Consider the following 26232-nt stretch of genomic DNA (forward strand, 5'->3'; position numbering starts at 1 on the left):
CCCGCCGCCGCCAGGGTCCGCGCCGCCGGTCAGCGTCCGCCGTCGGTGACCGCGCCCAGCAGCGTACGCAGCAGGTCGGCGAGGCGCCGCTGGTCCTCGGCGGGCAGCGCGTCGAGCAGCCGGCGCTGGACGGCCAGCCCCGCCTCGGCGGCCTCCTCCACCAGTTCGAGGCCGGCCGGGGTGAGCGTGACCTGGAGCCCGCGCCGGTCCGCCGGGTCGGGTGCGCGGCGGAGCAGTCCGGCGCGTTCCAGCCGGTCGAGTCGGCCGGTCATCCCGCCGGAGGTAAGCATCAGCGAGGCGGTGAGCGCCTTCGGTGCCAGCGTGTAGGGGGTGCCGGCGCGGCGCAGGGCGGCGAGCACGTCGAACTCGCCCCGGCTGATCGACCAGCGGGCGTAGGTGCGCTCCTGCTCGTCGCCGACGAGCCGGGCCAGCCGGTAGATCCGGCCGAAGACCGCCATCGGCTCGGGGCGCATTCCGGGCCGCTCGCGCTGCCACTGCTCGACGATGCCGTCGACGTCGTCCCGCTCGGTCACCCCCGGATTGTGCCGCACCTCGCACTCCCGCTTTCACTCGCCACGAAGTAGCTTAGTAGCAAGATACTTAGCAACAAGAGTTAGCGAGGAACCGTGGACCGACGCCGGCTCGACATCCTGCTCACCGCCGCCGCGCCGACCGCGTGGGGCACGACGTACCTGGTCACCAGCGAACTGCTGCCGCCCGACCGGCCGCTCTGGTCCGGCGTGATCCGGGCCCTCCCCGCCGGCCTGCTGCTGCTCGCGCTGACCCGGCACCGCCCGCACGGCGCCTGGTGGTGGCGCGCGGCCGTGCTCGGCGCGCTGAACATCGGGGCGTTCTTCCCGCTGCTCTTCTTCGCCGCGTACCACCTGCCCGGCGGCGCCGCCGCGGTGCTCGGCGCCACCCAGCCGCTGCTGGTGGCGGGGCTGACGGTGCTCGTGCTGCACGAACGGCCCCACCCCCGGGCGCTGGCCGCCGCGCTCGCGGCGCTCGCCGGGGTCACCCTGGTCGTGCTGCGCCCCGACGCGGGCCTCGACCCGACGGGCGTCGCCGCCGGGCTGACCGCCACCGCCGCGATGGGCGCGGGCCTGGTGCTGACCCGTCGCTGGGGCCGCCCGCCGGGCGTCGGCACGCTCACCGCCACCGGCTGGCAGCTCACCGCCGGCGGGCTGATGGTGGTGCCGGCGGCCCTGCTGGTCGAGGGGACGCCGCCCGTGCCCGACCCGCCGGCACTGGCCGGCTACGCGTGGCTGACGCTCGTCGGAACGGCGCTGGCGTACGCGCTGTGGTTCCGGGGCGCGGCCCGGCTGCCGGTCACCCAGGTGTCGCTGCTCGGGGCGCTCAGCCCGCTGACGGCCGCCGTGCTCGGCTGGGCCGTGCTCGGGCAGGCGATGACCGGCTGGCAGCTCGCCGGCTTCGCCGTGGCGGTCGGCGCCACCGTGGCCGGGCAACTCCCGACCCGCCGACCCGGCCCGGCGGGCACCGCGCCCGGCGGGCCGGCCTGGCGTCGGTCGCGGGGACCGGCGGGTCAGTCGCCCGGCCCGATGGGTCAGTCGCGGGGACCGGCCTGGCGGGGAACCACGGCCTCGATCGGCAGTGCGCCGGGAGCCAACTCCCCGGCGGCGGCCAGCGGCAGGGTGAAGCGGGCCTCGGCGGCGGGACCGGCCGCGTACGACTCGCGGAGCATCCAGCGCACCTCGTCGGCCGTCCAGCCCAGCCCGGCGCGGCCGGCGATCTCCCGGACCAGGCGCAGCGCCACCCGGGTGTCGTCGTCGTAGAACCGCATGCACCAGTGGTGCACCCACATGCCCAGCGCGCGGAGGCCGTCGGCGTCGAGCGAGCGCACCAGCCGGCCGCAGGCGGTGTCACCGAACGCCCGCCCCGGGTCGCCGGCCCGGTCCCGTTCGATCGCGCCGACGGCGGCCGGGGCGACCGCGCGCATCCGCTCGTAGAAGCGCTGCACCACCGCGCCGTCCAGCGGAGGGTGCCCGTCCCGTGTCGACGCCGCCCGCCGACCCGCCACGCTCGCCATCGCCGCACCCCTTCTTGAGTTGGTGGCCGGACGGTACCGACCACAACCGACACTTTCGGCGCCGGGCGTCCGGTTCAGGCCCGCACGGCCACGTCCGATTCCCGCGAGCCAGGGGCGCCTGGCAGGGGCATCATCGGTGACGTGGAGTTGGACTTCGAGCGGTGCTACCGGGCGGTCGACAGCCGCGACCAGCGGTTCGACGGCTGGTTCTACACCGGCGTCACGTCGACCGGGATCTACTGCCGGCCGTCCTGCCCGGCGACGACGCCGAAGCGGCAGAACGTCCGGTTCTTCCCCTCGGCCGCCGCCGCCCAGACGGCGGGGCTGCGCGCCTGCCGGCGCTGCCGGCCGGACGCCGCCCCGGGCTCCCCGCAGTGGGACGTACGGGCCGACGTCGTCGGTCGGGCCATGCGGCTGATCGCCGACGGGGTGGTGGACCGCGACGGCATCCCGGGGCTGGCCGCCCGGCTCGGCTACACGGAACGGCACCTGCACCGGATGCTGCGGGCCGAGATGGGCGCCGGTCCCCTGGCCCTGGCCCGGGCGCAACGCGCGCAGACCGCCCGCACGCTGATCGAGACCACGGGGCTGGGCATGGCGGAGGTCGCGTTCGCCGCCGGGTTCGGCAGCGTGCGGCAGTTCAACGACACGGTCCGGGAGGTGTTCGGGGCGGCCCCGTCCGAGCTGCGCACCGCCGGCCGCCGGTGCCCCGCGCCGGGCGGGGCGGGCACGATCACGCTGCGGCTCGCGTACCGCCCGCCGCTGCACGCGGAGGCGCTGCTGGACTTCCTCGCGCTGCGCGCGCTGCCCGGCGTCGAGGAGGTGCGCGACGGGACGTACCGGCGGGGCCTGCGGCTGCCGCACGGCGCGGGTGAGGCGGCCCTGACCCCGGCGGACGGGCACGTGACGGCGACGCTGCGGCTGACCGACATGCGCGACCTCGCCCCCGCCGTGGCCCGCTGCCGTCGCCTGCTCGACCTCGACGCCGACCCGACCGCCGTCGACGGCACGCTCGCCACTGACCCGGCGCTGGCCGGGGTGGTCGCCGCCGAGCCGGGCATCCGGCTCCCCCGCTCGGTCGACGGCTTCGAGATGGCCGTGCGCGCGGTCGTCGGCCAGCAGGTCTCCGTCCGCTCGGCCCGCACCACCCTCACCCGCCTCCTGGCACACCTCCGCCCGCCCGCCCGCCACACCCACACCCCCGGCCCCGCCGGCGTTGATCAAGAGGTTTCGACAGCCGGGGCGCGCTCTCGGGAGCCGAAACCTCTTGATCAACTAGCCGAGGGGGCGGGGAGGGCGTGGCTGTCCGGTTTCCCCACCGCCGAGGAGGTGCTCGGGGTGCCGAACGAGGTGTTCGGGATGCCGGCCGGGAGGCGGGAGACGATTCGCGGGCTGGCCCGCGCCGTCGCCGACGGGTCGCTGGACCTGGCGCCGGGCGGGGACCGCGAGGAGACCGTCCGGCGGCTGCTGGCGCTGCCCGGGGTCGGGCCCTGGACGGCGGGCTACGTGGCCATGCGCGCCCTCGGCGACCCGGACGTCCTGCTCCCCACCGACCTCGCCGTACGCCGGGGCGCCGCCGCCCTCGGCCTCCCCGACGCCCCCACGACCCTCGACCCGTACGCCGACCGCTGGCGCCCCTGGCGCTCGTACGCGGTGATCCGACTCTGGAGAGCAGCATGAGCATGAACGACAGCACCGTCATCGACACCCCCGCCGGGCCGCTCAGCATCGTGGCCGGCCCGGACGGCGCGGTCCGGGCGGCGGGCTTCACCGGCGACCCGGAGAGCCTGCTCCCCCTGGTGCACCCGGCCCTGCGGGCGCCGCTGCGGCACCGGGCCGACCTCGGCCCGGTCAGCGTCGCCGTGGCGTCCTACCTGGACGGCGAGCTGGCCGCGATCGACGCCGTGCCGGTCCAGCAGCACACGGGGGGCGCGTTCATGGCACACGCCTGGCAGGTGCTGCGCGAGGTGAAGCCGGGCGACCCGGTGACCTACACCGGTTTCGCCGGGCTGGCCGGCCGCCCCGCCGCCGTACGGGCCGCCGCCGCAGCCTGCGCCCGTAACGCCGCCGCCCTGTTCGTCCCCTGCCACCGGGTGCTGCGCACCGACGGGACGCTCGGGGGCTACCGCTGGGGGCTGGACGTGAAGAAGTGGCTTCTCGGGCACGAGCGGCCATGACGGGAAGCCGACACCTGCGCCGGCCCCGTTTGAGGCTACCGTCGGGTAGTGCCTGCGGAAGGTGACGGCGACCCGGCCTGCCCGGTCGATGCCGGCCGGCACCCGCTGCACAGCCTCTGGCGACTGCGCCACTACCTGCGCCCGCACGCGGCCGAGTTCGGCTGGCTGCTGCTCGCCGGCCTCGCCGCCACCGGGGCCGGCATCGCCGTACCGCTGGTCGCGCAGCGGGTGGTGGACGGCCCGGTGGCCCGGCAGGACCCGGCCGGGCTGTTCCGGCTGGCCGGGCTGGCGCTGCTGCTCGGCCTGGTCGAGGCGCTGCTGATCTTCATCCGGCGCTGGGTGCAGTCGTCGTCCTCGATGCGGATCGAGGCGGCCATCCGCGAGGACGTCTACGCCCACCTGCAACGGCTGCCGACCAGCTTCCACGACCGTTGGCAGTCCGGCCAACTGCTCTCCCGGGTCACCAGCGACCTGTCGGTGCTGCGCCGGTTCCTCTCCTTCGGCCTCTTCTTCCTGATCCTCAACCTGGTGACCTACCTGGCCGTGGTGACGCTGCTGATCCGGCTGCACCCCGCGCTGGGGCTGCTGGTGGCGGCGAGCGCGGTGCCGCTGTTCCTGATCAGCCGCCGCTTCGCGCGGCACTACCACGCGGCCTCGCGGCGGATGCAGGACCAGCAGGGCGACCTGGCCACGCTGGTCGAGGAGACCGCGCAGGGGCTGCGCACGATGAAGGCGTACGGGCGGGGGCCGGAACTCGCCGCCCGCTTCGCGACCGGCGCGCGGGCGCTGCACGACACGGGGGTCGGCAAGGGCCGGCTGCTGGCCCGCACCTCCGCCCTGCTCGACCTGGTGCCCAACCTGACCCTCGGCGTGGTGCTGGTCGCCGGCGCGGCGGCCGCCGCCAGCGGGGTGCTGACCATCGGCGAACTGGTCGCCTTCGTCAGCCTCCAGCTCATGCTGATCTGGCCCGTGCAGTCGCTGGGCTGGATCATCGCCAACGGGCAGGAGGCCGCCACCGCCGCCGACCGGGTGCGCGAGGTGCTGGACACCCCGCCGGCCATCGTGGACGCCCCGCACGCGCTCGCCCTGCGCCGCGCCGACGTACGCGGGCGGCTCCGCTTCGAGCGGGTCTCGTTCCGTTACCCGGGCACCGCCGCGCCGGTGCTGCGGGAGATCGACCTGACCGTCGAGCCGGGCGAGACCGTGGCCCTGGTCGGGGCGACCGGCTGCGGCAAGAGCACCCTGCTCTCCCTGGTGCCCCGGCTGCACGAAGCGACCGGCGGGCGGATCACGCTGGACGGGCACGACCTGCGCGACCTGCGGCTGTCCGCCCTGCGCCGGCTGGTCGGGGTCGCCTTCGAGGAGCCGACGCTGTTCTCCATGTCGGTGTGGGAGAACCTCACGCTCGGCCGGCCGGAGGCCGGCGAGGACGAGGTCCGCGCCGCGCTCGCCCTCGCCCAGGCCGACTTCGCGTACGAACTGCCGTGGGGGTTGGCCACCCGGTTGGGCGAGCAGGGGCTGTCGCTCTCCGGCGGGCAGCGGCAACGGCTGGCGCTGGCCCGGGCGGTGCTCGGCCGCCCCGCGCTGCTCGTGCTGGACGACCCGCTGTCGGCCCTGGACGTGCACACCGAGGCGCTGGTCGAGACCGCGCTGAAGCGGGTGCTGCGCAGCACCACCGCCCTGCTGGTCGTGCACCGGCCCTCCACGATCGCCCTCGCCGACCGGGTGGCGCTGCTGGAGCACGGCCGGATCACCGCCGTCGGGCGGCACTCGGAGCTGCTCGCCGCCGTGCCGGCGTACCGCGCGGTGCTCTCCGCCGAGCCCACCCCCGCGCCGCCCGGCGACCGTGGCCTGGTGCGTTCGTGACCGGCGACACCGCCGGCCCCACGAGCGGGGCGGACCTCGCCCGGTGGCGCGGCGTCGCCACGGACCCGGACGCGGACCGCAGCCGCGCCGAGGACACCGACCCCGAGGCGGTGGCCCGGCTCCGGGCCCGCAGCCGGGTGCTGCTGCGCGACCTGCTGCGCCCGCACCGGCGCCGCCTCGCGCTGGCCGTCGCGCTGCTGCTCGGCCAGAACGCCGCCGCGATGGCCGGGCCGTACCTGGTGATGCTCGGCATCGACCGGGCGATCGCGCCGCTGCGGGCCGGCGATGCCGGCCCGCTGCTGGTCGTCGCCGCCGGGTTCGCCGCCGCCACCGCCGTCGAGTACACCGCCCGCCGGGGCTTCCTCACCCTCTCCGCGCGGATCGGCCAGGCCGTCCTGCTCGACCTCCGCCAGCGGGTGTACGCGCACTTCCTGCGCCTGTCGGTGGCGTTCCACGAGCGGTACACCTCCGGCCGGATGGTGTCCCGGCTCACCAGCGACCTGGACTCGATCGGCGAACTGGTCGGCGGCGGCATCGACGGCCTGGTGCTGGCCGTGCTGTCGATCCTGTCGGTCGCCGGCATCCTGCTCTGGCTGGACGTGCCGCTGGCCGCGGTGACGCTGCTCGCGTTCCCGTTCCTGATCCTGCTGAGCCGCTGGTTCGCGCGGGCGTCGGCGGACGCGTGGCGGCGCACCCGGGAGACGGTGGCGCTGGTCATCGTCCACTTCGTCGAGTCGATGCGCGGCATCCGGGCGGTGCAGGCGTTCCGGCGGGAGCCGCGCAACCAGCAGATCTTCGGGGCGGTCAGCGACGACTACCGGCGGGCCAGCCGGGACGCGTTCCGGCTGATCGCGACGTACTCGCCGGGGATCAAGGTGATCGGCAACGTCACCGTGGCGGTGGTGCTCTGCTACGGCGGCTGGCGGGTGCTGGGCGGGGCGACCGGGATCGGCGTGCTGGCGGCGTTCCTGCTCTACCTGCGGCGGTTCTTCGAGCCGATGCAGGAACTGAGCCAGTTCTACAACTCGCTCCAGTCGGCCACGGCGGCGCTGGAGAAGCTCGCCGGGGTGCTCGACGAACGGCCGTCGGTGGCGGAGCCGGCGCGGCCCGTGCCGCTGCCCGCAGGGCCGGGGCGCGGGGCGGTCGCCTTCCGGGCGGTCACCTTCGGCTACCGGCCGGACGCGCCGATCGTCGCCGGGCTGGACCTCGCCGTCCCGGCCGGCCAGACCGTGGCGCTGGTCGGGGCTACCGGCGCCGGCAAGTCGACCGTCGCCAAGCTGCTCGCCCGGTTCCACGACCCGTTCTCGGGCGCGGTCACCCTCGACGGGGTCGACCTGCGCGAGGTCGCCGACGCGGAGCTGCGGCGGGCCGTGGTCCTGGTCACCCAGGAGACCCACCTGTTCGGCGGCACGGTCGCGGAGAACATCCGGTTCGGCCGTCCCGGCGCCGACGACGCCGCCGTGGAGGCCGCCGCGCGGGAGATCGGCGCGCACGACTTCATCGCCGCCCTCCCCGACGGGTACGCCACCGACGTGCAGCGGCGCGGCGGCCGGCTCTCCGCCGGGCAGCGGCAACTTGTCGCGTTCGCCCGGGCGTTCCTGGCCGACCCGACGGTGCTGATCCTGGACGAGGCCACCTCGTCGCTGGACGTGCCCACCGAGCGGATGGTGCAGCACGCCCTCGGCACCATCCTGGCCGACCGCACCGCGCTGGTGATCGCGCACCGGCTCTCCACCGTGGAGACGGCCGACCGGGTGCTGGTGCTCGACGCCGGGCGGATCGTCGAGGACGGCCCGCCCGGCCGGCTCGCCGTCGCCGGTGGCCGGTACGCCGCCCTGCACCGGCAGTGGCGCGACTCCCTGCTCTGAGCGCGCCGGCGGGACGCGTCCGGGCACGGGGCGAAACCACGTGGTCCGGCCCCGGGCCACTGCCTACCATCGACGGATGACCGACACGGAGCGGACGGCCCGCGCCGGCGTCCCCGAACGTCCGAGCCTGGACGGCATCGAGGAGACCTGGGCGCGCCGCTGGCAGGAGGACGGCACGTACGCGTTCGATCGCGCGAAGGCGACCGTTCGGGGGCGCAGCGCGGCGTCAGACGCGCCGAGCCCGAACGGTCGCAGCGCCGACGTGTACGCGATCGACACCCCGCCGCCGACCGTATCGGGCGAGCTGCACATGGGGCACGTCTTCTCGTACACGCACACCGACGTGGTGGCCCGGTTCCAGCGGATGCGCGGGCGCACGGTCTTCTACCCGATGGGCTGGGACGACAACGGCCTGCCCACCGAGCGCCGGGTGCAGAACGTGTACGGCGTGCGCTGCGATCCGGCGCTGCCGTACGACCCGGACCGGCAGGCCCCCGACACCCCGGTGAGCGAGGCCGCCCGCAAGGACCCGACCCCGGTCTCCCGGCGCAACTTCATCGAGCTGTGCGAGCGGCTGACCGTCGCCGACGAGCAGGTCTTCGAGGCGCTCTGGCGGCGGCTCGGGCTCTCCGTGGACTGGTCGTTGACGTACACGACGATCGGCTCGGCGGCCCGGGCGGCCTCGCAGCGGGCGTTCCTGCGCAACCTGGCCCGGGGCGAGGCGTACCAGGCGGAGGCGCCGACGCTCTGGGACGTCGGCTTCGCCACCGCCGTCGCCCAGGCGGAGCTGGAGGACCGGGAGCGGCCCGGGGCGTACCACCGGCTGCGATTCGCCGGGCCGGGCGGACGGGAGGTGCTCATCGACACCACCCGACCGGAGCTGCTGCCGGCCTGCGTGGCACTGGTCTGCCACCCCGACGACGAGCGGTACGCCGACCTGGTCGGCGGCACCGCGCGTACGCCGGTCTTCGGAGTGGATGTGCCGGTGCGGGCGCACCCGCTGGCGGACCCGGCCAAGGGCACGGGCATCGCGATGGTCTGCACCTTCGGCGACCTGACCGACGTGACCTGGTGGCGGGAGCTGCGGCTGGACACCCGCGTGGTGATCGGCCGGGACGGCCGGCTGCTGCCCGAGCCGCCGGCCGGCGTGCCGGGGCAGCCGTACGCGGCGCTGGCCGGGCAGACCGTCAACGGCGCCCGGCGGACGCTGGTGGAGCTGCTGGCCGACGCCGGCGACCTGGTCGGCGAGCCGCGACCCGTCACCCACCCGGTGAAGTTCTACGAGCGCGGCGACCGGCCGCTGGAGATCGTCTCGACCCGGCAGTGGTACCTGCGCAACGGCGGACGCGACGCGGGCCTGCGCGACGAACTGCTGGCCCGGGGCGGGGAGCTGCGCTGGGTGCCGGAGCACATGCGGCACCGCTACGCGCACTGGGTGGGCGGCCTGACCGGCGACTGGCTGGTCAGCCGGCAACGCTTCTTCGGCGTGCCGGTGCCGGTGTGGTACCGGCTCGACGACGCTGGCGAGCCGGACTGGTCCCAGCCTCTCACGCCGGCGGAGTCCGCGCTGCCGATCGACCCGTCCATCGACGCCCCGCCGGGGTTCGAGGAGTCGCAGCGGGGCCGCCCGGGCGGCTTCGTCGGCGACCCGGACGTGCTCGACACGTGGGCCACCTCGTCGCTGACCCCGCAGATCGCCGGCGGGTGGGAGACCGACCCGGACCTGTTCGCCCGGGTCTTCCCGATGGACCTGCGCCCGCAGGGTCAGGAGATCATCCGCACCTGGCTCTTCTCCACGGTGGTCCGCTCCCACCTGGAGCACGGGGTGCTGCCCTGGCGGGACACGGTGCTCTCCGGCTGGATCCTCGACCCCGACCGGAAGAAGATGTCCAAGTCCAAGGGGAACGTGGTCACCCCGATGGCGCTGCTGGAGCAGCACGGCTCCGACGCGGTGCGGTACTGGGCGGCGAACGGCAAGCCGGGCATGGATCTCGCCTTCGACCCGGCCCAGATCAAGGTCGGCCGGCGGCTGGCGACCAAGCTGCTGAACGCGTCGAAGTTCGCCCTCGGGCTGGGCGCCGCCGACGCGCTGCGGGCGCCGGCCACCGAGCCGCTGGACCGCGCCATGCTCGCCGAACTCTCCGGCGTGGTCGCCGCCGCGACGTCGGCGCTGGAGGCGTACGACCACACGGCCGCGTTGCAGGTCGCGGAGGGCTTCTTCTGGCGGTTCTGCGACGACTACATCGAGCTGGTGAAGGAGCGCGCCTACGGCTCCGGGCCGGGGGCGGACTCGGCCCGGGCGGCGCTGGCCACCGCGCTCTCGGTGCAGCTGCGGCTCTTCGCCCCGGTGCTGCCGTACGTGACCGAGGAGGTGTGGTCGTGGTGGCGCTACGGCTCGGTGCACCGCGCGACCTGGCCCACCACGTACGAGGTGGACCGGGCGATCGAGGGCACCGGCCAGCCGGAGCTGCTGCGGCTGGCCGCCGACGCGCTCGGCCAGGTGCGCCGGGCCAAGTCGGAGCGGAAACTGTCGATGAAGGCGGAGGTGCCGCTGGCCGAGGCGCTCGGCCCGGCGGCCCTGCTGGAACAGCTGACCCTGATCGCCGACGACGTCCGGGCCGCCGGCCGCATCGCCAAGCTGGACCTGCTCCCCGACCGCACCCCGGAACTCGTCATCGCCTGCGCGTTCTGACCGGTCGGCCCCGCCGCGCTCTCACCGGGCGCGGCGGGGCCGGTGGGCCCAGCGGCGCGGCGGGGGCCGGTTGGCTCAGCCGGCGTGGGCGGGGCTCACCAGCCGCGCAGGAGGCGCAGGCCGAGCAGGAAGGCGACGACGGCGGGGCCGACCAGCAGGGTGATGGCCTGAAGGCGGTACGGCATCCGGTGCCGGGTCAGCTCCACCGCGTTGCCCAGCACGATCACCCCCGCCAGCATCAGGAACGCGCCCCACATCGGCGCGGCATGGACGCCGACCAGGTCGACGCGGGTCAGTTGCAGCGTCCCACCGAGCAGCACGGCGCCGGCCAGCGCCAGCAGGGAGACCGCCCGGTGCAGCCCCCGGGCCAACGGATGGACCAGCCGCCAGCGGTAGGTGCCGGCGACCGCCAGGCACGGCAGGATGACCATCAGGGGCCAGCCCCGCCCGAACACGCCGAACATCAGCAGCGCCCCGACCGCGAACACCAGCGCGCCCAGGCAGGCGACCACGTAGCCGGCGAAGGCCCGCCCGCCGCCCCTGGCCAGCAGCGGCCCGCCGGTGGCGGCGATCAGCGCGCCGGGGATCAGCACGAACCCCGCCCACCAGTGGAAGTGCCCGGTGGCCTGCGCTGCCGTGGTGGTCGCCGCCGCCGCCAGCCCGGCCACCGCCAGGCTCACCATCCAGTGCCGGCCGGCACCCGGATAGGACCCCCGCGACATCACCAGCCCCGTCTCCGCGCTCACGCCGTCAGCCTCGCCCAGCCGCCCGGCCCGGTCCATCCGGGCAGCCCTACCATCGCCGGGTCGGGCTGCCCGGAGGCCGTCAGGTCGCGTCCCGGTTCCCGGCGGGACGGCCCGGCCTGTCGGGGATCAGCTCGTCTCGCCGGCCACGCTGAAGGAGCGGAGCCGGTCGATGGCGAGCAGCGTGAAGCCCGCGCTGATCAACGCGGCCATCACCGCCGCCACCGGCACCGAGACGCCGGCCTCCAGCAGCCCGGTGGGGGCCATCCGGTCGGCGAGGGCGATCACGTACTGCTGGATGGAGAGCACCTTGGTGCCGCTGACGACGTTGCCGAGCAGCCCCTCCCAGATCAGCACGTAGACCAGGCCGAGCAGCACCGGACGCCGGGTGAGCAGGCTGAGCGCCACGAACAGCGCCGAGTACGCCAGCGCGCCGACCGCCGACGCGGCGGCGAGCGCCAGGCCGAGTCGTACGGAGTGGGCCAGCACGCCCGCCACGTAGATCGGCACGGCGACGGTGACCGCGGTGACGCCGGCGGCCACCGCCAGCTTGGGCAGCACGATCTGCCAGCGCGGCAACGGCTTGGTCAGGATGTGCACGACAGTGCCGTCGTCGATCTCGGCCCCCAGCACGCCGGTGCCGACGATCAGGGCGACCACCGGGAGCACCACGGCCAGGCCGAGGCCGACCAGCACCGGCGGGCCCCACTCGCCCGGGTCCACCCCGAGCGAACGGGAGAGCACGGCGAGCAGCACCAGCACCACGGGCAGCGGCAGCAGCAGGAGGAACCGGCGACGCCCGAACAGCCCCCGCACGGTGATCCAGGAAACGGTAGACATGGGTTCAGGCCTCCACGAGGTAGGAGAAGACGCTCTCCAGGGATTCGTCCTCGGGCACCAACTGCCGCACCCGGATGCCCTCCGCCAGGGCGATCTTCGGCAGGACGCGGGTGAACGCGCCGTAGTCGCCGGCCCGCACGGTCAGCCCGGCGCGGCCCAGCTCGACCCCCGTCACCGACGCCTCGGCCATCAGCGCGACGGCGAGCGCCCGATCGTCGGTGGAGTGCACGGCGAAGACGTGCGGCCGGTTGGTCATCAGCCGGCGGATGGTACGGAAGTCGCCGGAGGCGGCCAGCCGGCCGGCGACCATCACCTGGACGGTGCCGGAGACCTGCTCGACCTCCTCCAGGATGTGCGAGCTGAACAGGATGGTGCGGCCGGCGTCGCCGAGGCGGTGCAGCAGCTCCATCATGTGCAGCCGCTGGCGCGGGTCCATCCCGTTGAACGGCTCGTCGAGCAGCAGCACCTGCGGCTCGTGCACCAGCGCCGCGGCCACCCGGGCACGCTGCCGCATGCCCTTCGAGTACGTGCCGATCCGGCGGTCCTGCGCGCCCTCCATCTCCACCAGGGCGATCGCCCGGCGGGCCGCCTCCGCCGGGTCCGGCAGCCGGTGCAGCTTCGCGCTGGCCAGCACGAACTCGTACGCGGTGAGGAAGGTGTGCACCGCCTCGCGCTCGCTGACCAGGCCGAGCCGGCGGTAGACCTCGGGGTTGCGCCAGGTGGGCCGGCCGTCCAGGCTCACCGCCCCGCGCGACGGGGCCAGGAAGCCCGCCATCATGTGCAGCAGGGTGGTCTTGCCTGCGCCGTTCGGGCCGAGCAGCCCGGTGACGCCGGGGCCGAGGCTCATGCTGACGTCGTTGACGGCCACCACGTTGCCGTACCAGCGGGAGACGCCGGCGAGGTCGAGGGTGCTGGCGGCGGCGGTCGGCGTCCCCGCCGCCTGGTCGACGCTGATCGTGGTCATCGGGCGGCCACCTTCCGGTATCGCAGCATGAGCAGGGCGACGCAGCCGGCCACGAGCAGCACGGCGGCGACCGCGTAGACCGGGCCGAAGTCGCCGATCGGCACTCCGCCCTCCCCCTCGAACAGCAGCAGGTCGCCGAGCGCCCAGGTGCCCACTCCGCCCACCAGCGTCGAGGGCGAGGCGAGGAAGGCCAGTTCGTTGACCGCCTGGGAGGGCATGATCGACAGGGTGCCGACGATCGGGGTGGTCATCAGGAACACGGCCACGATCCCGCCGGCCGCGAACGCCCGCTTGCCGGTGGACGAGGCGACCAGCAGCCCGACCGAGGCGAAGACCGCCGCCCAGAGCCCGGCGTAGAGCAGGCTGGGCAGCAGGTCGAGCAGCTCGTTCCAGACCCCGCGCATGCCGTCGCCGGTGGTGAACGCGGCGCCCAGGAACATCACCAGCTGCGGCCCGCCGAGCAGCAGCCAGAGCGCGGTGGCCAGCGCCAGCAGCTTGGCCAGCGGGTAGTCCGACCTCGGCAGCGGCCGGGAGAAGTAGAGCGGCAGCACCCCGCTGCGCAGGTCCCGCGAGACCAGCTCGGGGGCGACCGCCGCGACGAAGAAGATGACCAGCCAGCTCATGTTGTCGGCGAACTGGGCGTACGTCATCACCGACTCGCCGACCTGGCTGCGTACCGCGGCGAGCCCGGCGGCCACCACGGTGACGATGGCGACCACCAGCCAGGGGAAGATCTTGGCCTTCGCGCTGCGGCCCAGCCCGAACGCCGTCCGCAGGCCGTGCAGGTAGAGCGCGCAGAAGACGGCCCGGCGGCCCAGCCGGGGACCGGTGTAGCGCTGGTAGCCGATGTCGTGGATGACGCCGGTCGGCTCAGGCATGGCTGGGCTCCCTCGTGGCGAAGAGTTCGGCCACCCGGTGCCGGCGCTGGTCCAGCCGGTGCAGCGGCAGGTCCAGCTCGGCGACCGCGCCGAGGATCAGGTCGTAGGTGGCGTCGTCGGCGAGCTCGACGAGCAGCAGCCGGCCGTCCCGGCGTACCGGCAGGTCGAGCGCGGCCAGCCGGGCGGCCAGCTCGTCGGTGCCCTCGCTCACCTCGACGGCGAGCACGTCGGTGGCCGAGGTCATGGCGGAGATGTGGTCGGCGCGCAGCAGCCGCCCGCCGTCGATGGCGACGAGGGTGTCACAGATCCGCTCCACCTCGCCCAGCAGGTGCGAGCAGACCAGCACGGAGATGCCGAACTCGGTGCCGATGCGGTGCACCAGCGCCAGCATGGCGTCGCGGCCGGCCGGGTCGAGCCCGTTGGTCGGCTCGTCGAGCAGCAGCAGGTCGGGGTCGTGCACCAGGGCCTGGGCGAGCTTGACCCGCTGCTTCATGCCCGTCGAGTAGCCGCCGACCGGGCGGTAGCGCTCCTCGTAGAGCCCGACGTGCCGCAGCGCCTCGGAGGCCCGCTCCCGGGCGACCGTACGCGGCAGGCCGCTGACCCGGCCGAGGTGGGTGACCAGCTCGGCGGCGGAGAGGTCCGGCGGCAGGGCGTCGTGCTCGGGCATGTAGCCGACCCGGGCGCGGACCTGGGCGGAGTCGGTGGTCGGGTCGAGGCCGAGGACCCGGACCCGGCCGCTGGTCGGGGCGAGGAGGCCGAGCAGGATCTTGATCAGGGTGGACTTGCCGGCGCCGTTCGCGCCGACCAACCCGATGATCCCCGGCTCGACCGCGACGGTCAGGTCGGCCAGCGCGGTGACCCCACCCCCGTACGTCTTGGTCAGCGAGTCGGTCGCGATGAGTGTCACGTCGTACAGCGTAGGAGGCGAGGACCCCTGTGGGCAGCGGCTCGCCCCCGGGCGCTCCCCTGATCCTGGCGGCCCGCGTCCCCTAGGGTCCGGCGCGGTCCCCGGCGGTGGCGGGCGTGTCGGCACCGCCGGCACGTGTCGGCCTCCGCCACGTCCGTACGGGGCAGACAGGACGCGGCCCGGGCCGACACACTGTGGGCATGACCCGACTGTTCCGCGCGCCGCTGACGTGGGTGGTGGTCGCCGTCCTCGCCGCCGGCTCGGCGTTCGGGCTCTACTGGTTCCAGCCCTGGAAGCTGGTCACCGACGCCGAGGTCGACGAGGCACTCTCGAGCGTGGCGGCCACGCCGGCGCCGACGGTCTCCGCCACGGGCGCGGCGCCCTCCCCCGCCGGGCCGGTCCTCGTCGGGCAGGGCGACTTCGTGACCCACGAGCACGACACGTCGGGCAGCGCGCGGATCGTCCGCGCCCCCGACGGGCGGCACCGGCTGGAACTCGTGGGCCTGGCCACCTCCAACGGCCCGGACCTGCGGGTCTGGCTCAGCGACCAGCCGGTGCGCAGCGGCACCGCCGGGTGGCGGGTCTTCGACGACGGCCGGTGGGTCGAGCTGGGCCGACTCAAGGGCAACCGGGGCGACCAGGGTTACGACATCCCGGCCGACGTCGACCTGACGGGCCTGACCAGCGTCTCCATCTGGTGCAAGCGGTTCGCCGTCTCCTTCGGGGCCGCGCCCCTGGCCCCGCCCCGCTGACCCGCCGGCCGCCACCCCCTACCTTCGCGTGCGGGGTGGAGTGGCGCTCTCGACCGATCGCCGGGCGGCTGAGAAACTGTGTGCCGGTCAGTGTCGTTTGGGGGATGGATGAGCAACAGCTGGGTGCTGCCCGACGAGGTGCTCCGGGACGCGCCGGCGTACACGCCACGCCCCGGCGAGCTGGCTGACCTGGAGCTGCTGCTGATCGGGGCGTACGCCCCGCTGGCCGGCTTCATGACCCGCGCCGACCTGGTCTCGGTGAGTCGGCGGGGCCGGCTCGCCGACGGCTCACCGTGGCCGGTGCCGGTGACCCTCCAGGTGCCGACGGCGCTCGCCCAGGGTCTCGACCCGCGCGACGAGGCACGCCGCACCCTGGTGCTCACCGACGGGGAGGGCGCGCCGGTCGCGGCGCTGGACGTCGCCGACGCGTGGCAGGTCCGCGACGGGGTGGCCGGCGTCGGGGGCACGGTCCGCCGGCTCGGCGACGGCGGTCACGGCCCCTTCCAGCGGCTGCGCCGCACCCCGGAGGAGGTACGCCCGCTGCTGCCGTCCGGTCGGGTGCTCGGAGTGATCGCCGACCGCCCGCTGCACCGGCCGCAGCTCGCCCAGATCGCCCACGCGGTCCGCACGCTCGGCGCCCACCTGCTGGTGATGATCCCGGTCGGCGAGGACGGCCTCGGCGGGTTGCCGCCGGAGTCGCTCGTACGCAGCGTCTTCGCCGCCCGCGACCGGATGCCGCCGGCCACGCTCGTCGCCGTCCCGTTGTCCCGCCGGCGCGACGAGATCAGCGACGCGCTGCTGCGGGCCCGGGTGTCGGCGGCGTACGGCGTCACGCACCTGCTCTCCACCGGCGAGATGCTCTCCGGCGCCGGCCTGCGGGTGCTGGTGCCGCGCGAGCTGGCCTACGACAACCGCGACGGGCAGTGGCGCTGGCGGGAGGACATCCCGCCCCGCAACCGACGCCTGGCGCTGACCCAGCCGGAGATCGACGACCTGCTGGACCGGGGTTTCCCGCTCCCCGAGTGGCACACCCCGCCCGCGGTGGCGAAGGAGCTGGCCCGGGCCCGGCCGCCGCGGCGGCACCGGGGCCTGGTGGTCTTCCTGACCGGGCTCTCGGGCTCCGGCAAGTCGACGATCGCCCGGGGCCTGGCCGACGTGCTGCGCGAGCAGGGCGACCGGAGCATCACGCTGCTCGACGGCGACGTGGTGCGCCGCGAGCTCTCCGCCGGGCTGGGCTTCAGCAAGGCCGACCGGGACCTCAACGTGCGCCGGATCGGCTGGGTGGCGGCGGAGATCGCCCGGCACCACGGCGTCGGCATCTGCTGCCCCATCGCCCCGTACGCCCAGGCCCGCGCGACCGCCCGGGAGATGGCGCTGGCCGCCGGTGCGGGCTTCGTGCTGGTGCACGTGGCGACCCCGCTGGAGGTCTGCGAGCAGCGCGACCGCAAGGGCCTCTACGCCCGGGCCCGGGCCGGCCTGCTCACCGGGATGACGGGCATCGACGACCCCTACGAGGAGCCGACCGACGCGGACCTGGTGGTCGACACCAGCGACATGACGATCGACGAGGCGGTCGAGGCCGTCCTGCACCACCTGAACGAGACAGGTTGGGTCGAACCCCGGCTCCAGTCCATCTGATCGGCCCTCCGCCTACCGGTGCTCCCCCCTTCGCGCTAGTGTTCACCTTTGTTCGAACACGTTCGACCGCGTGAGGGCGCGCGGCTGGCACGGAGGTGCGACGGATGCTCGCTCAGCAACGGCAGGCGGCCATCCTGGACCGGGTCCGCACCACCGGCGGCGTACGGGTCACCGAGCTGGCCGCCGAGTACGGCGTGTCGGACATGACCATCCGTCGCGACCTGGAGGCGCTGCACGAGCGCGGCCTGCTGGCCAAGGTGCACGGCGGCGCCACGGTGGCCGGCCCCGGCTCGACCGACGAACCGGGCTTCCGGGCCAAGTCGGTGCGGCAACTGGCGGAGAAGGCGGCCATCGCCGGCCGCGCCGCCGAGCTGGTCCGCCCCGGGGCGGCGGTCGCCCTCTCCGCCGGCACCACCACCGCCGAGCTGGCCCGTCGGCTGGTCGACGTGCCGGGCCTGACCGTCGTCACCAACTCGCTGCCGGTGGCCGAGATCCTGCATGCCGGCGGCCGGTCCGACCAGACCGTGGTGCTCACCGGCGGGGTGCGTACGCCGTCGGACGCGCTGGTCGGGCCGCTGGCCGTCGCCGCCATCCGGTCGCTGCACCTGGACCTGCTCTTCCTCGGCGTGCACGGGATCACCGAGCGGGCGGGGTTCACCACTCCGAACCTGATGGAGGCGGAGACCGACCGCGCCCTGGTGGCCGCCGCCGACCGGCTGGTCGTGCTCGCCGACCACACCAAGTGGGGCACCGTCGGCATCTCCTCGATCGTTGAGCTTTCCGCCGCCCACGTGCTGGTCACCGACGACCGGCTGTCCCCCGACGCGCGGCGGGCGCTCGACGACCGGGTGGGCGAACTGGTGGTCGTGCCCCCCGCCACGGGCGCGGGACGGACGGCCACGACGACAGATGAGGGGATGGCGAGGTGAAGCGCACCGCGATCGCGCTGGCCGACGGCCGGGAGCTGATCTACTTCGACGAACGGGACGACGCCGTCCGCGACCAGCCGGACCGGCGCGAGCTGCCCCCGCCACCGCCCGCGTCGCAGCTGCGCCTGGACCCGCTCACCGACGAGTGGGTGGCCGTCGCCGTGCACCGGCAGACGCGCACCTTCCTCCCGCCAGCCGACCAGTGCCCGCTCTGCCCCAGCACCGACAGCCGGCAGAGCGAGATCCCGGCGCCCGACTACGACGTCGCCGTCTTCGAGAACCGGTTCCCCTCCCTCAGCGGCCGGGTGGCCGAGGAGCCCGCCGAGATCACCCCGTTCACCCCGGTCCGCCCGGGTCGGGGCCGCTGCGAGGTGGTCTGCTTCACCGACGACCACAACGCGTCCTTCGCGTCCCTCCCGCCACGCCGCGTGCGTACCGTCCTCGACGCGCTCGCCGACCGCACGTCGGCGCTCGCGGAGCTGCCCGGGGTGGAGCAGGTGTTCTGCTTCGAGAACCGGGGCGTGGAGATCGGCGTGACCCTGCACCACCCGCACGGCCAGATCTACGCGTACCCCTTCGTGACCCCGCGGACCCGGGCGCTGCTGGCCGCCGCCCGCCGGCACGCGGAACGCACCGGCGGGCGCAACCTCTACGCCGACGTGCTCGCCGCCGAGCGGGCCGGCGGCGACCGGGTGGTCGCCGCCAACGAGCACTGGACGGCGTACGTCCCGGCGGCGGCCCGCTGGCCGTTCGAGGTGCACGTGGCCCCGCACCGGCCGGTGCCGGACATCCCCGCGCTCGACGACGCCGAGCGGGACGCCTTCGGGCCGCTCTACCTGGACCTGCTGCGCCGCTTCGACGGGCTGTTCGACCTGCCGATGCCCTACATCGCCGCCTGGCACCAGGCGCCGGTACGCGTCGACCGCGAGCTGGGCCACCTGCACCTGCAGCTGTTCAGCATCCGGCGCGCGAAGGACAAGCTGAAGTACCTGGCGGGCTCGGAGTCCGCCATGGGCGTCTTCATCAACGACATCGCCCCGGAGCGCGCCGCCGAACTCCTCCGCGCCGCCTGAGCCCGACACCGCGCCCGATGGGGCGAGACGGCGACCGGCGTGCCCCCGCCGGTTCGACCGTCGCTGCCAGGTGGAGCGGTACCGGTGGGCGCGGACGGCCGGTGGCGGTGGCGGTGGCGGTGGCGGTGGCGGTGGCGGTGGCGGGGTGGAGACAGGGCGCGGGGGGCCCGGGACAGGGCCCCCCGCAGGGAAGGGACGGCTGGCTGTGCGCGACAGCCGGGAAGGCTGGCTGATCGGCACGCTTGCCGCGAGGCGACCGCGGTCAACCTTCCTGGACGCGACTGGCATCTCGTCCACCCAGGTCAACGAGGCGCGCCGACGTAGGTGACGCCGAACGGCGCGTCACCCGCCGACACGCCGCAAGCCGATCCGCAGGCGTCGCCGGATCCGGGCGAGCCGAGTAGATCTTGGCAGGAATGGGCCCCTGGAGGGGCCGTTTCTCACCAAGATCTCAGGCGCTCGCCTGGCGACCACCGCCCGAGACCACGGAGCCCGCCGGCGGGTGCCGGCGGGCTCCTGGTGATGCGGCGGCAGCACCGTCAGGTGCCGCCGGATGGCGCGGAGAGGATCAGGCGGAGAGCTTGCGCGCCAGGTTCTCGTCGAGCGCGTTCATGAACTCGTCGGTGGTCAGCCACGGGGCGTCCCGCGAGATGAGCAGCGAGAGGTCCTTGGTCATCTGGCCGCCCTCGACGGTGTCGACGATGACCTGCTCCAGGGTGTTGGCGAACTCGGTGACCGCCGGGGTGCCGTCCAGCTTGCCCCGGTGGGCCAGGCCCCGGGTCCAGGCGTAGATCGACGCGATCGGGTTGGTCGAGGTCTTCTCGCCCTTCTGCCACTGCCGGTAGTGCCGGGTGACCGTGCCGTGCGCAGCCTCGGCCTCGACCGTACGGCCGTCCGGGGAGAGCAGCACCGAGGTCATCAGGCCCAGCGAGCCGAAGCCCTGCGCGACGGTGTCGGACTGCACGTCACCGTCGTAGTTCTTGCAGGCCCAGACGTAGCCGCCCTCCCACTTGAGCGCGGCGGCGACCATGTCGTCGATGAGCCGGTGCTCGTAGGTGATGCCGGCGGCGTCGAACTCGGCCTTGAACTCGTTCTCGAACACCTCGGCGAAGATGTCCTTGAACCGGCCGTCGTACGCCTTGAGGATGGTGTTCTTGGTGGACAGGTAGACCGGGTAGTTGCGGTCCAGGCCGTACCGGAACGAGGCGCGGGCGAAGTCCCGGATCGACTCGTCGTAGTTGTACATGCCCATGGCGATGCCGCCGCCGGGGAAGTTGGCGACCTCCATCTCCATCGGGGCGCCGCCGTCGGCCGGGGTGTAGGTGACGGTCACCTTGCCCGGGCCCGGGACGACGAAGTCGGTGGCCTTGTACTGGTCACCGTGGGCGTGCCGGCCGATGATGATCGGCTTGGTCCAGCCGGGGACCAGCCGCGGCACGTTGGACATGATGATCGGCTCGCGGAAGACGACGCCGCCGAGGATGTTGCGGATCGTGCCGTTCGGCGACCGCCACATCTTCTTCAGGCCGAACTCCTCCACCCGGGCCTCGTCCGGGGTGATGGTCGCGCACTTGACGCCGACGCCGTGCTCCTTGATGGCGTTGGCGGCGTCGACGGTGACCTGGTCGTCGGTCTCGTCGCGGTGCTGGATCGACAGGTCGTAGTAGTGCAGGTCGACGTCGAGGTAGGGCAGGATCAGCTGCTCCCGGATCTGCTTCCAGATGATCCGGGTCATCTCGTCGCCGTCGAGCTCAACGACCGGGTTGTTTACCTTGATCTTCGCCATCGGCCGGCGCTCCTCTCGGGGGACTCGTGCTCAAGCAGTACGAGCGTACTGGAAACTGATCGGCAGTCCCCAGCCGGCCTCGGTCGGGCCGGAACAAACGACGTGCACGGCGCACGGGACCGCTGGCATGATCGCCGGATGCCACCGAGCCGCATCCTCGGGTCTATCACGGTCACCGCGCTCACCGACGGCAAGGGACCGTTCTTCCAGCCCCGCGCGGAGGCGTTCCCGGACGCCACGCCGGAGCACTGGCGCGCGGCCGACCTGCGTGACCCGGCCACGGTGACCGCCGACGGACGGTGGTGGCTGCCGTTCCGCAGCTTCGCCATCCGCGCCGGCGACGGGCCGGTGACCCTGGTCGACGCGGGGATCGGCCCGGCCGGCTCGCCCGCCGCGAGCTGGGCGCCGGTGCCCGGCCGGCTGCCGGCCGAACTCGCCGCCGCCGGCATCGACCCGGCCGACGTACGCACGGTGGTGCTCACCCACCTGCACAGCGACCACGTCGGCTGGGCGGTCACCGGCTCGCCGGGGACGCCGTACTTCCCGAACGCCGACTACGTGCTCCAGCGGGCCGAGCTGGCCGCCGTGGGGCAGCTCGCCCCGGGGCTGTCGGCCGGCCTGGTCGCGCCGTTGCGCGCCGCCGGCCAGCTCCGGGTGGTCGACGGCGAGGAGAGACTGGATCCGACGGTACGGCTGCTGCCGACCCCGGGGCACACGCCCGGGCACCAGTCGGTGCTGCTGGAGGTGGGCGACGAGCGGCTGCTGCTCACCGGCGACCTGCTGGTGCACGCCGTGCAACTGGTCGACCCCGAGCTGGCGTACGCCCACGAGGAGGACGCCCCCGCGGCGCGTGCCTCGCGGGTGGGGCTCCTGCGCGACCTGGCCGCGCGCGGGCCCACGGTGCTCGCTACCCCGCACCTGGGCGAGGCGTTCATGACGCTGTAGGGCGGTACGACGAGGGGGCACGCCGGCGGACCGGCGTGCCCCCTCGACGGGTGGTGGGTCACATGGAGGCGACGTCGCCCTGCTTGGCGCGGACGGCCTCGGCGGCCTCCTTCAGGCTGGCCAGCTCGTCGGCGTCCAGGTCCGTCTCGACGACCCGCTTGACGCCCTCGGCGCCGATCGCGGCCTCGACACCCAGGTAGACGCCGGAGATGCCGTACTCGCCGTCGACCCAGGCGCAGACCGGCATGACCTCGCCCGAGTCCTCCGCGACGGCCTTGGCCATCCGCGCGGCGGCGGCCGACGGCGCGTAGTACGCCGAACCGGTCTTGAGCAGCGCGACCACCTCGGCGCCGCCGTTGCGGGTCTTGACGACCAGCTCCTCGATCTGCTCGGCCGGCATGGCCTCACGCAGCGGCTTGCCGTCAACGGTGCTCTGCGACGGCACCGGCACCATCGTGTCGCCGTGCGAGCCGAGGGTCAGCGTCTTCACCGACTTCACCGGTACGCCCAGCGCCTCGGCCACGAAGTTGGTGAACCGGGCGGTGTCCAGCATGCCGGCCTGGCCGAGGACCCGGTTCTTCGGGAACTGGGTGGCGAGCTGGGCCAGCGCGGTCATCTCGTCGAGCGGGTTGGACACGACGATGACGACGGCGTTCGGGGCGTACTTGGCGACGTTCTCGGAGACCTGGCGGACGATCTTCGCGTTCGTCTCGAGCAGGTCCATGCGGCTCATGCCCGGCTTGCGCGGCAGGCCGGCGGTGATCACGACGACGTCCGAGCCCTCGATCGCCTCGTAGCCCTCGCCGTTCGGACCGGTGGTCGCGCCGACCACCTTGGTCTCGAAGCCCTCGACGGCGCGCGACTGGTTGAGGTCCAGGGCGAGACCTGCGGGCTTGCCCTCCACGATGTCGGTGATCACGACGGTGTCGAAGACGTCGTACTCGGCCAGGCGCTGTGCGGTGGTGGAGCCGTAGAAGCCGGCCCCGACGACAGTGACCTTCTTACCCATGGTCGTCCCACTCCCTGCTACCAGTCGGTTTTCCGGACCGTATCAGTCATCCTGGCACCGATCAGGTCAGGGGAGGCGACCATCGCCGGGATGGGGCGAACGTCACGGCCGTCCGGCTCCGGGCGGGGCCCGGCGGGCGCTCAGTCGCGCTCGGCGCGCTCCACGACGTTGGTCAGCAGCATCGCGCGGGTCATCGGGCCGACGCCGCCCGGCATGGGCACCAGCTTGCCGGCCACCTCCGCCGCGTCACCGGCGACGTCGCCGGTGTAGCGGCCCTTGCCGTCCGGGCCGATGACCCGGGTGATGCCGACGTCGACCACGACCGCGCCCGGCGTGAGCATGTCGGCGGTGAGCAGGCCCGGTACGCCGGCGGCCACGATGACGATGTCGGCGGCCCGGGTGTGCGAGGCCAGGTCGAGGGTGCCGGTGTGGCAGAGGGTCACGGTGGCGTTCTCACTGCGGCGGGTGAGCAGCAGGCCGAGCGGGCGGCCGACGGTGTTGCCGCGGCCGACCACGGCGACATTGGCGCCGCGCAGCGGCACGTCGTGCCGGCGGAGCAGCTCGACGATGCCGCGCGGGGTGCAGGGCAGCGGGGCGTCGTAGCCCAGGACGAGCCGACCGAGGTTGACCGGGTGCAGGCCGTCGGCGTCCTTGTCCGGGTCGATCAGCTCCAGCACCCGCTGGGTGTCGAGGTGGCCCGGCAGCGGCAGCTGGACGATGTAGCCGTGGCAGGCCGGGTCGGCGTTCAGCTCGGCGAGCACGGCGTCGACCTGCGCCTGGGTCGCGTCGGCCGGCAGCTCGCGGCGGATCGAGGCGACCCCCACCTCGGCGCAGTCGCGGTGCTTGCCGTTGACGTACGCCTGGGAACCGGGGTCCGCACCCACCAGGACGGTGCCGAGCCCCGGGGTGATGCCGCGTTCCGCCAGTGCCTTGACCCGTGTCCGCAGCTCGTCCTTGATCTCGGCCGCGGTCGCCTTGCCGTCCAGAAGCGTCGCCGTCACGCCCAGATCGTCTCACGGTCGGCGGCCGGCGATCCGACGACCCGCGCCAAGCCCGCAATGTGACCACTAAGAGTGACGTGCGGTTAATCACTCTGAGTGACGCACGGGCCGGCGACGCCCCGGCTGGAACCGGACTCCCGGGCCATCGGGGCGACGGACGGGCACGCCCGGACCGGGATGGCGCGAACGGGCGGAGCGGGCGCGACGAGCACCGACCGCGTCGAGAGTCCGCGCTGCCCAGCGCCGCATTCGCGGCGCCACGGCATTAGCAGACCCGGCCCGCCACGGCAAGGCCCCGACGGTGACTCCGTTATCGGTTCGCAACCCGCCCGTTGTCGATCGCCAGCCGACGACCTACCGTTGCCCAACGTTGCGCAGCGTAAACCCAGCGCCGGGCCTGACTGCGCAGCGTGAGGAGATGAGGAGGCTACATGCGTGTTCGTAGGCTCGCTGCCTGGACCGCCCTCCCGCTCGCGGTGACCCTGGGCCTGGTGGCCTGCGGCTCGGGCGGCGACGGTGGATCCGGCGAGAGCAACCCCGACGCGGCCGTGCGGATCGAGATCGCCGAGCCGCAGCACCTGGTGCCGACCAACACCAACGAGACGAGCGGCTCGCAGGTGCTCGCCGCCCTGTTCAGCCCGCTGGTCGACTACGACGAGGCCAACAAGCCCCACGAGGTGGCGGCCGAGTCGGTGACGTCCGAGGACAACACGACCTGGACGGTCAAGCTGAAGGACGGCTACACGTTCCACAACGGCGAGAAGGTCACCGCCGACAACTACGTCGACGCCTGGAACTACGGCGCCTACGCCCCGAACGGCCAGAACTCCAGCTACTTCTTCGAGAAGATCGCCGGCTACGAGGACATGCAGGGCGAGACCCCGAAGGCCAAGACGCTCAGCGGGCTGAAGAAGGTCGACGACCTGACCTTCACCGTGACGCTGTCGGAGCCGTACAGCGAGTTCAAGTCCGTGCTCGGCTACACCGCCTTCTACCCGATGCCGAAGGCCGCGTTCTCCGCGCCCGGCGTACTGGCCGAGGGCTACGAGCAGGCACCGGTCGGTCAGGGCCCGTTCAAGATGAAGGGCGCCTGGCAGCACGACGCCAAGGTCGAGGTCGAGAAGTACGACGCCTTCCCCGGCGAGAAGCCGAAGGTGGCCGGCGTCGAGTTCCGGATCTACCAGCAGCCGACCGCCGCGTACGCGGACGTGCTCTCGGACAACCTGGACGTCATCAAGACCATCCCGACCGAGAACCTCTCGACGGCCGGCACCGACCTCGGTGACCGGTTCAAGCAGAGCTCCGCCTCGTCGCTCCAGGTGCTGGCCTTCCCGACGTTCCAGGAGGAGTTCAGCAACCCGGACGTGCGCAAGGCCATCTCGATGGCGATCGACCGGGACGAGATCACCAAGTCGATCTTCAAGGACTCGCAGCAGCCGGCCCGCTCGTTCGTCTCGCCGGTCGTCGCGGGCTACCGCGACAGCACCATCGGCGAGGCCGGCGAGTTCGACCCGGCCAAGGCCAAGAGCCTGTACCAGGCCGCGGGCGGCCCGGCGAGGATCGAGCTGTCCTACAACGGCGACGGCGGCCACAAGGACTGGATCGACGCGACCTGCAACCAGCTCAAGACCAACCTGGGCGTGGACTGCGTGGGCACCGCCGAGCCGAAGTTCGCGGACCTGCTGACCAAGGTGAAGGCCAAGCAGCCGGTCGGCCTGTTCCGGATGGGCTGGGTCATGGACTACCCGTCCATGGAGAACTACCTGGGCCCGCTGTACAGCAGCAACGGCTCGTCGAACTACTACGGCTACAGCAACCCCGAGTTCGACAAGCTGCTCGCCGAGGGCGCCAGCGCCGCGAACGAGGACGAGGCGATCAAGAAGTACCAGGCGGCCGAGGACCTGCTGGCGGAGGACCTGCCGGTGATCCCGCTGCGGTACGGCCAGAACAACTTCGGCCACTCCACCAAGGTGACGAACGTGGAGATGGATCTCTTCGACCGGATCGACCTCGTGAAGATCGAGGCCGTCAAGTAACACCACGGCAGGACGGGTCGGGCCATCGGCGGACGGTGGCCCGACCCGCCTTCCTCTTCGCACTTTTTCCGCCAGACTGCC

21 protein-coding genes and 1 pseudogene are annotated in these 26232 nt (G+C 73.9%); 12 read left to right on the forward strand and 10 right to left on the reverse strand.

Translation table 11 applies throughout. The annotated features are described in order from the left end of the window. Positions 1-29: 29 nt before the first annotated feature. Complete coding sequence (locus tag ACLQ20_RS05095) at positions 30-533, reverse strand: MarR family winged helix-turn-helix transcriptional regulator (protein WP_311410725.1); 504 nt, start codon at positions 531-533, stop codon at positions 30-32. A gap of 93 nt (positions 534-626) precedes the next feature. On the opposite strand from ACLQ20_RS05095, the pseudogene ACLQ20_RS05100 reads away from it, so the two are divergent. Next, positions 627-1394 (forward strand): annotated as a pseudogene (locus ACLQ20_RS05100) (EamA family transporter); the annotation flags it as partial. Positions 1395-1564: 170 nt separating this feature from the next. Here the strand turns inward: ACLQ20_RS05100 and ACLQ20_RS05105 are convergent. Beyond that, positions 1565-2047, reverse strand: a complete 483-nt coding sequence (locus ACLQ20_RS05105) for a hypothetical protein (RefSeq protein ID WP_225852416.1) — start codon at positions 2045-2047, stop codon at positions 1565-1567. A 141-nt stretch (positions 2048-2188) separates the two neighbouring features. On the opposite strand from ACLQ20_RS05105, the gene ACLQ20_RS05110 reads away from it, so the two are divergent. The 5 genes from ACLQ20_RS05110 (at position 2189) to valS (ending at position 10650) form a co-directional block, all read left to right on the forward strand. Further along, positions 2189-3727, forward strand: a complete 1539-nt coding sequence (locus ACLQ20_RS05110; protein WP_425854373.1) for a DNA-3-methyladenine glycosylase 2 family protein — start codon at positions 2189-2191, stop codon at positions 3725-3727. Beyond that, a complete protein-coding gene (locus ACLQ20_RS05115; protein ID WP_151456325.1) occupies positions 3724-4224 on the forward strand; it encodes a methylated-DNA--[protein]-cysteine S-methyltransferase in 501 nt (166 codons plus the stop codon). Before ACLQ20_RS05110 ends, ACLQ20_RS05115 begins: the two co-directional genes overlap by 4 nt. A gap of 48 nt (positions 4225-4272) precedes the next feature. Continuing rightward, on the forward strand, positions 4273-6090 hold the full coding sequence (locus ACLQ20_RS05120; RefSeq protein WP_425854376.1) for an ABC transporter ATP-binding protein: 1818 nt from the start codon (positions 4273-4275) through the stop codon (positions 6088-6090). After that, the gene (locus tag ACLQ20_RS05125; protein ID WP_151456323.1) at positions 6087-7958 is read left to right on the forward strand and encodes an ABC transporter ATP-binding protein; all 1872 of its coding nucleotides are present in this window, start codon (positions 6087-6089) and stop codon (positions 7956-7958) included. The genes ACLQ20_RS05120 and ACLQ20_RS05125 overlap by 4 nt, the downstream gene beginning before the upstream one ends. Before the next feature lie 76 nt (positions 7959-8034). Beyond that, positions 8035-10650, forward strand: coding sequence for a valine--tRNA ligase (gene valS, locus ACLQ20_RS05130; protein WP_425854378.1), 2616 nt, complete (start codon positions 8035-8037; stop codon positions 10648-10650). Between the two features lie 95 nt (positions 10651-10745). On the opposite strand, the gene ACLQ20_RS05135 is transcribed toward valS, so the two are convergent. From ACLQ20_RS05135 to ACLQ20_RS05155, 5 genes are all read right to left on the reverse strand, one after another. Next, positions 10746-11396 (reverse strand): hypothetical protein, encoded by a 651-nt coding sequence (locus ACLQ20_RS05135; protein ID WP_225852385.1) that lies wholly within the window; start codon positions 11394-11396, stop codon positions 10746-10748. 126 nt (positions 11397-11522) lie between these two features. Continuing rightward, on the reverse strand, positions 11523-12233 hold the full coding sequence (locus tag ACLQ20_RS05140; protein ID WP_151456321.1) for an ABC transporter permease: 711 nt from the start codon (positions 12231-12233) through the stop codon (positions 11523-11525). A gap of 4 nt (positions 12234-12237) precedes the next feature. Further along, positions 12238-13197, reverse strand: a complete 960-nt coding sequence (locus tag ACLQ20_RS05145) for an ABC transporter ATP-binding protein (protein ID WP_121399775.1) — start codon at positions 13195-13197, stop codon at positions 12238-12240. Beyond that, positions 13194-14075, reverse strand: coding sequence for an ABC transporter permease (locus ACLQ20_RS05150; RefSeq protein ID WP_425854380.1), 882 nt, complete (start codon positions 14073-14075; stop codon positions 13194-13196). The genes ACLQ20_RS05145 and ACLQ20_RS05150 overlap by 4 nt, the downstream gene beginning before the upstream one ends. After that, positions 14068-14982, reverse strand: coding sequence for an ABC transporter ATP-binding protein (locus ACLQ20_RS05155; RefSeq protein ID WP_132231009.1), 915 nt, complete (start codon positions 14980-14982; stop codon positions 14068-14070). Before ACLQ20_RS05155 ends, ACLQ20_RS05150 begins: the two co-directional genes overlap by 8 nt. A 200-nt stretch (positions 14983-15182) precedes the next feature. On the opposite strand from ACLQ20_RS05155, the gene ACLQ20_RS05160 reads away from it, so the two are divergent. The 4 genes from ACLQ20_RS05160 (at position 15183) to galT (ending at position 19374) form a co-directional block, all read left to right on the forward strand. After that, positions 15183-15734 carry a DM13 domain-containing protein gene (locus ACLQ20_RS05160; protein WP_327029544.1) on the forward strand — a complete coding sequence of 184 codons (552 nt, stop codon included), beginning with the start codon at positions 15183-15185 and terminating at the stop codon, positions 15732-15734. Between the two features lie 108 nt (positions 15735-15842). Next, positions 15843-17372 (forward strand): adenylyl-sulfate kinase, encoded by a 1530-nt coding sequence (gene cysC / locus ACLQ20_RS05165; protein WP_151456050.1) that lies wholly within the window; start codon positions 15843-15845, stop codon positions 17370-17372. Positions 17373-17476: 104 nt separating this feature from the next. Beyond that, a complete protein-coding gene (locus tag ACLQ20_RS05170) occupies positions 17477-18301 on the forward strand; it encodes a DeoR/GlpR family DNA-binding transcription regulator (protein WP_358117611.1) in 825 nt (274 codons plus the stop codon). Next, entirely contained in the window at positions 18298-19374 is a 1077-nt protein-coding gene (galT, locus tag ACLQ20_RS05175; RefSeq protein ID WP_425854382.1) for a galactose-1-phosphate uridylyltransferase, read from the forward strand. The genes ACLQ20_RS05170 and galT overlap by 4 nt, the downstream gene beginning before the upstream one ends. A 568-nt stretch (positions 19375-19942) precedes the next feature. On the opposite strand, the gene ACLQ20_RS05180 is transcribed toward galT, so the two are convergent. Next, positions 19943-21160, reverse strand: coding sequence for an NADP-dependent isocitrate dehydrogenase (locus ACLQ20_RS05180; RefSeq protein ID WP_101412708.1), 1218 nt, complete (start codon positions 21158-21160; stop codon positions 19943-19945). A gap of 138 nt (positions 21161-21298) precedes the next feature. On the opposite strand from ACLQ20_RS05180, the gene ACLQ20_RS05185 reads away from it, so the two are divergent. After that, positions 21299-22105 (forward strand): MBL fold metallo-hydrolase, encoded by an 807-nt coding sequence (locus ACLQ20_RS05185; RefSeq protein WP_358117607.1) that lies wholly within the window; start codon positions 21299-21301, stop codon positions 22103-22105. A 58-nt stretch (positions 22106-22163) separates the two neighbouring features. On the opposite strand, the gene mdh is transcribed toward ACLQ20_RS05185, so the two are convergent. Together mdh and ACLQ20_RS05195 are read right to left on the reverse strand one after the other, a co-directional pair. Then, positions 22164-23114 carry a malate dehydrogenase gene (gene mdh, locus ACLQ20_RS05190; RefSeq protein WP_151456054.1) on the reverse strand — a complete coding sequence of 317 codons (951 nt, stop codon included), beginning with the start codon at positions 23112-23114 and terminating at the stop codon, positions 22164-22166. Positions 23115-23254: 140 nt separating this feature from the next. After that, positions 23255-24115 (reverse strand): bifunctional methylenetetrahydrofolate dehydrogenase/methenyltetrahydrofolate cyclohydrolase, encoded by an 861-nt coding sequence (locus ACLQ20_RS05195; protein ID WP_151456055.1) that lies wholly within the window; start codon positions 24113-24115, stop codon positions 23255-23257. Between the two features lie 431 nt (positions 24116-24546). Here ACLQ20_RS05195 and ACLQ20_RS05200 point away from each other — a divergent pair, with 431 nt between their 5' ends. After that, positions 24547-26151 (forward strand): peptide ABC transporter substrate-binding protein, encoded by a 1605-nt coding sequence (locus ACLQ20_RS05200; protein ID WP_151456056.1) that lies wholly within the window; start codon positions 24547-24549, stop codon positions 26149-26151. Positions 26152-26232: the final 81 nt, after the last annotated feature.

This window comes from Micromonospora sp. DT46, from assembly GCF_049841735.1.
Classification (GTDB): Bacteria; Actinomycetota; Actinomycetes; order Mycobacteriales; family Micromonosporaceae; genus Micromonospora; species Micromonospora reichwaldensis.

Coding starts and splice junctions, on each gene's coding strand:
- ACLQ20_RS05150 (WP_425854380.1), bottom strand. CDS start 14,075: ATGCCTGAGCCGACCGGCGTCATCCACGACATCGGCTACCAGCGCTAC.
- mdh (WP_151456054.1), bottom strand. CDS start 23,114: ATGGGTAAGAAGGTCACTGTCGTCGGGGCCGGCTTCTACGGCTCCACC.
- cysC (WP_151456050.1), top strand. CDS start 15,843: ATGAGCAACAGCTGGGTGCTGCCCGACGAGGTGCTCCGGGACGCGCCG.
- ACLQ20_RS05185 (WP_358117607.1), top strand. CDS start 21,299: ATGCCACCGAGCCGCATCCTCGGGTCTATCACGGTCACCGCGCTCACC.
- ACLQ20_RS05170 (WP_358117611.1), top strand. CDS start 17,477: ATGCTCGCTCAGCAACGGCAGGCGGCCATCCTGGACCGGGTCCGCACC.
- ACLQ20_RS05115 (WP_151456325.1), top strand. CDS start 3,724: ATGAGCATGAACGACAGCACCGTCATCGACACCCCCGCCGGGCCGCTC.
- ACLQ20_RS05105 (WP_225852416.1), bottom strand. CDS start 2,047: ATGGCGAGCGTGGCGGGTCGGCGGGCGGCGTCGACACGGGACGGGCAC.
- ACLQ20_RS05160 (WP_327029544.1), top strand. CDS start 15,183: ATGACCCGACTGTTCCGCGCGCCGCTGACGTGGGTGGTGGTCGCCGTC.
- ACLQ20_RS05145 (WP_121399775.1), bottom strand. CDS start 13,197: ATGACCACGATCAGCGTCGACCAGGCGGCGGGGACGCCGACCGCCGCC.
- ACLQ20_RS05180 (WP_101412708.1), bottom strand. CDS start 21,160: ATGGCGAAGATCAAGGTAAACAACCCGGTCGTTGAGCTCGACGGCGAC.
- ACLQ20_RS05200 (WP_151456056.1), top strand. CDS start 24,547: ATGCGTGTTCGTAGGCTCGCTGCCTGGACCGCCCTCCCGCTCGCGGTG.
- valS (WP_425854378.1), top strand. CDS start 8,035: ATGACCGACACGGAGCGGACGGCCCGCGCCGGCGTCCCCGAACGTCCG.
- ACLQ20_RS05140 (WP_151456321.1), bottom strand. CDS start 12,233: ATGTCTACCGTTTCCTGGATCACCGTGCGGGGGCTGTTCGGGCGTCGC.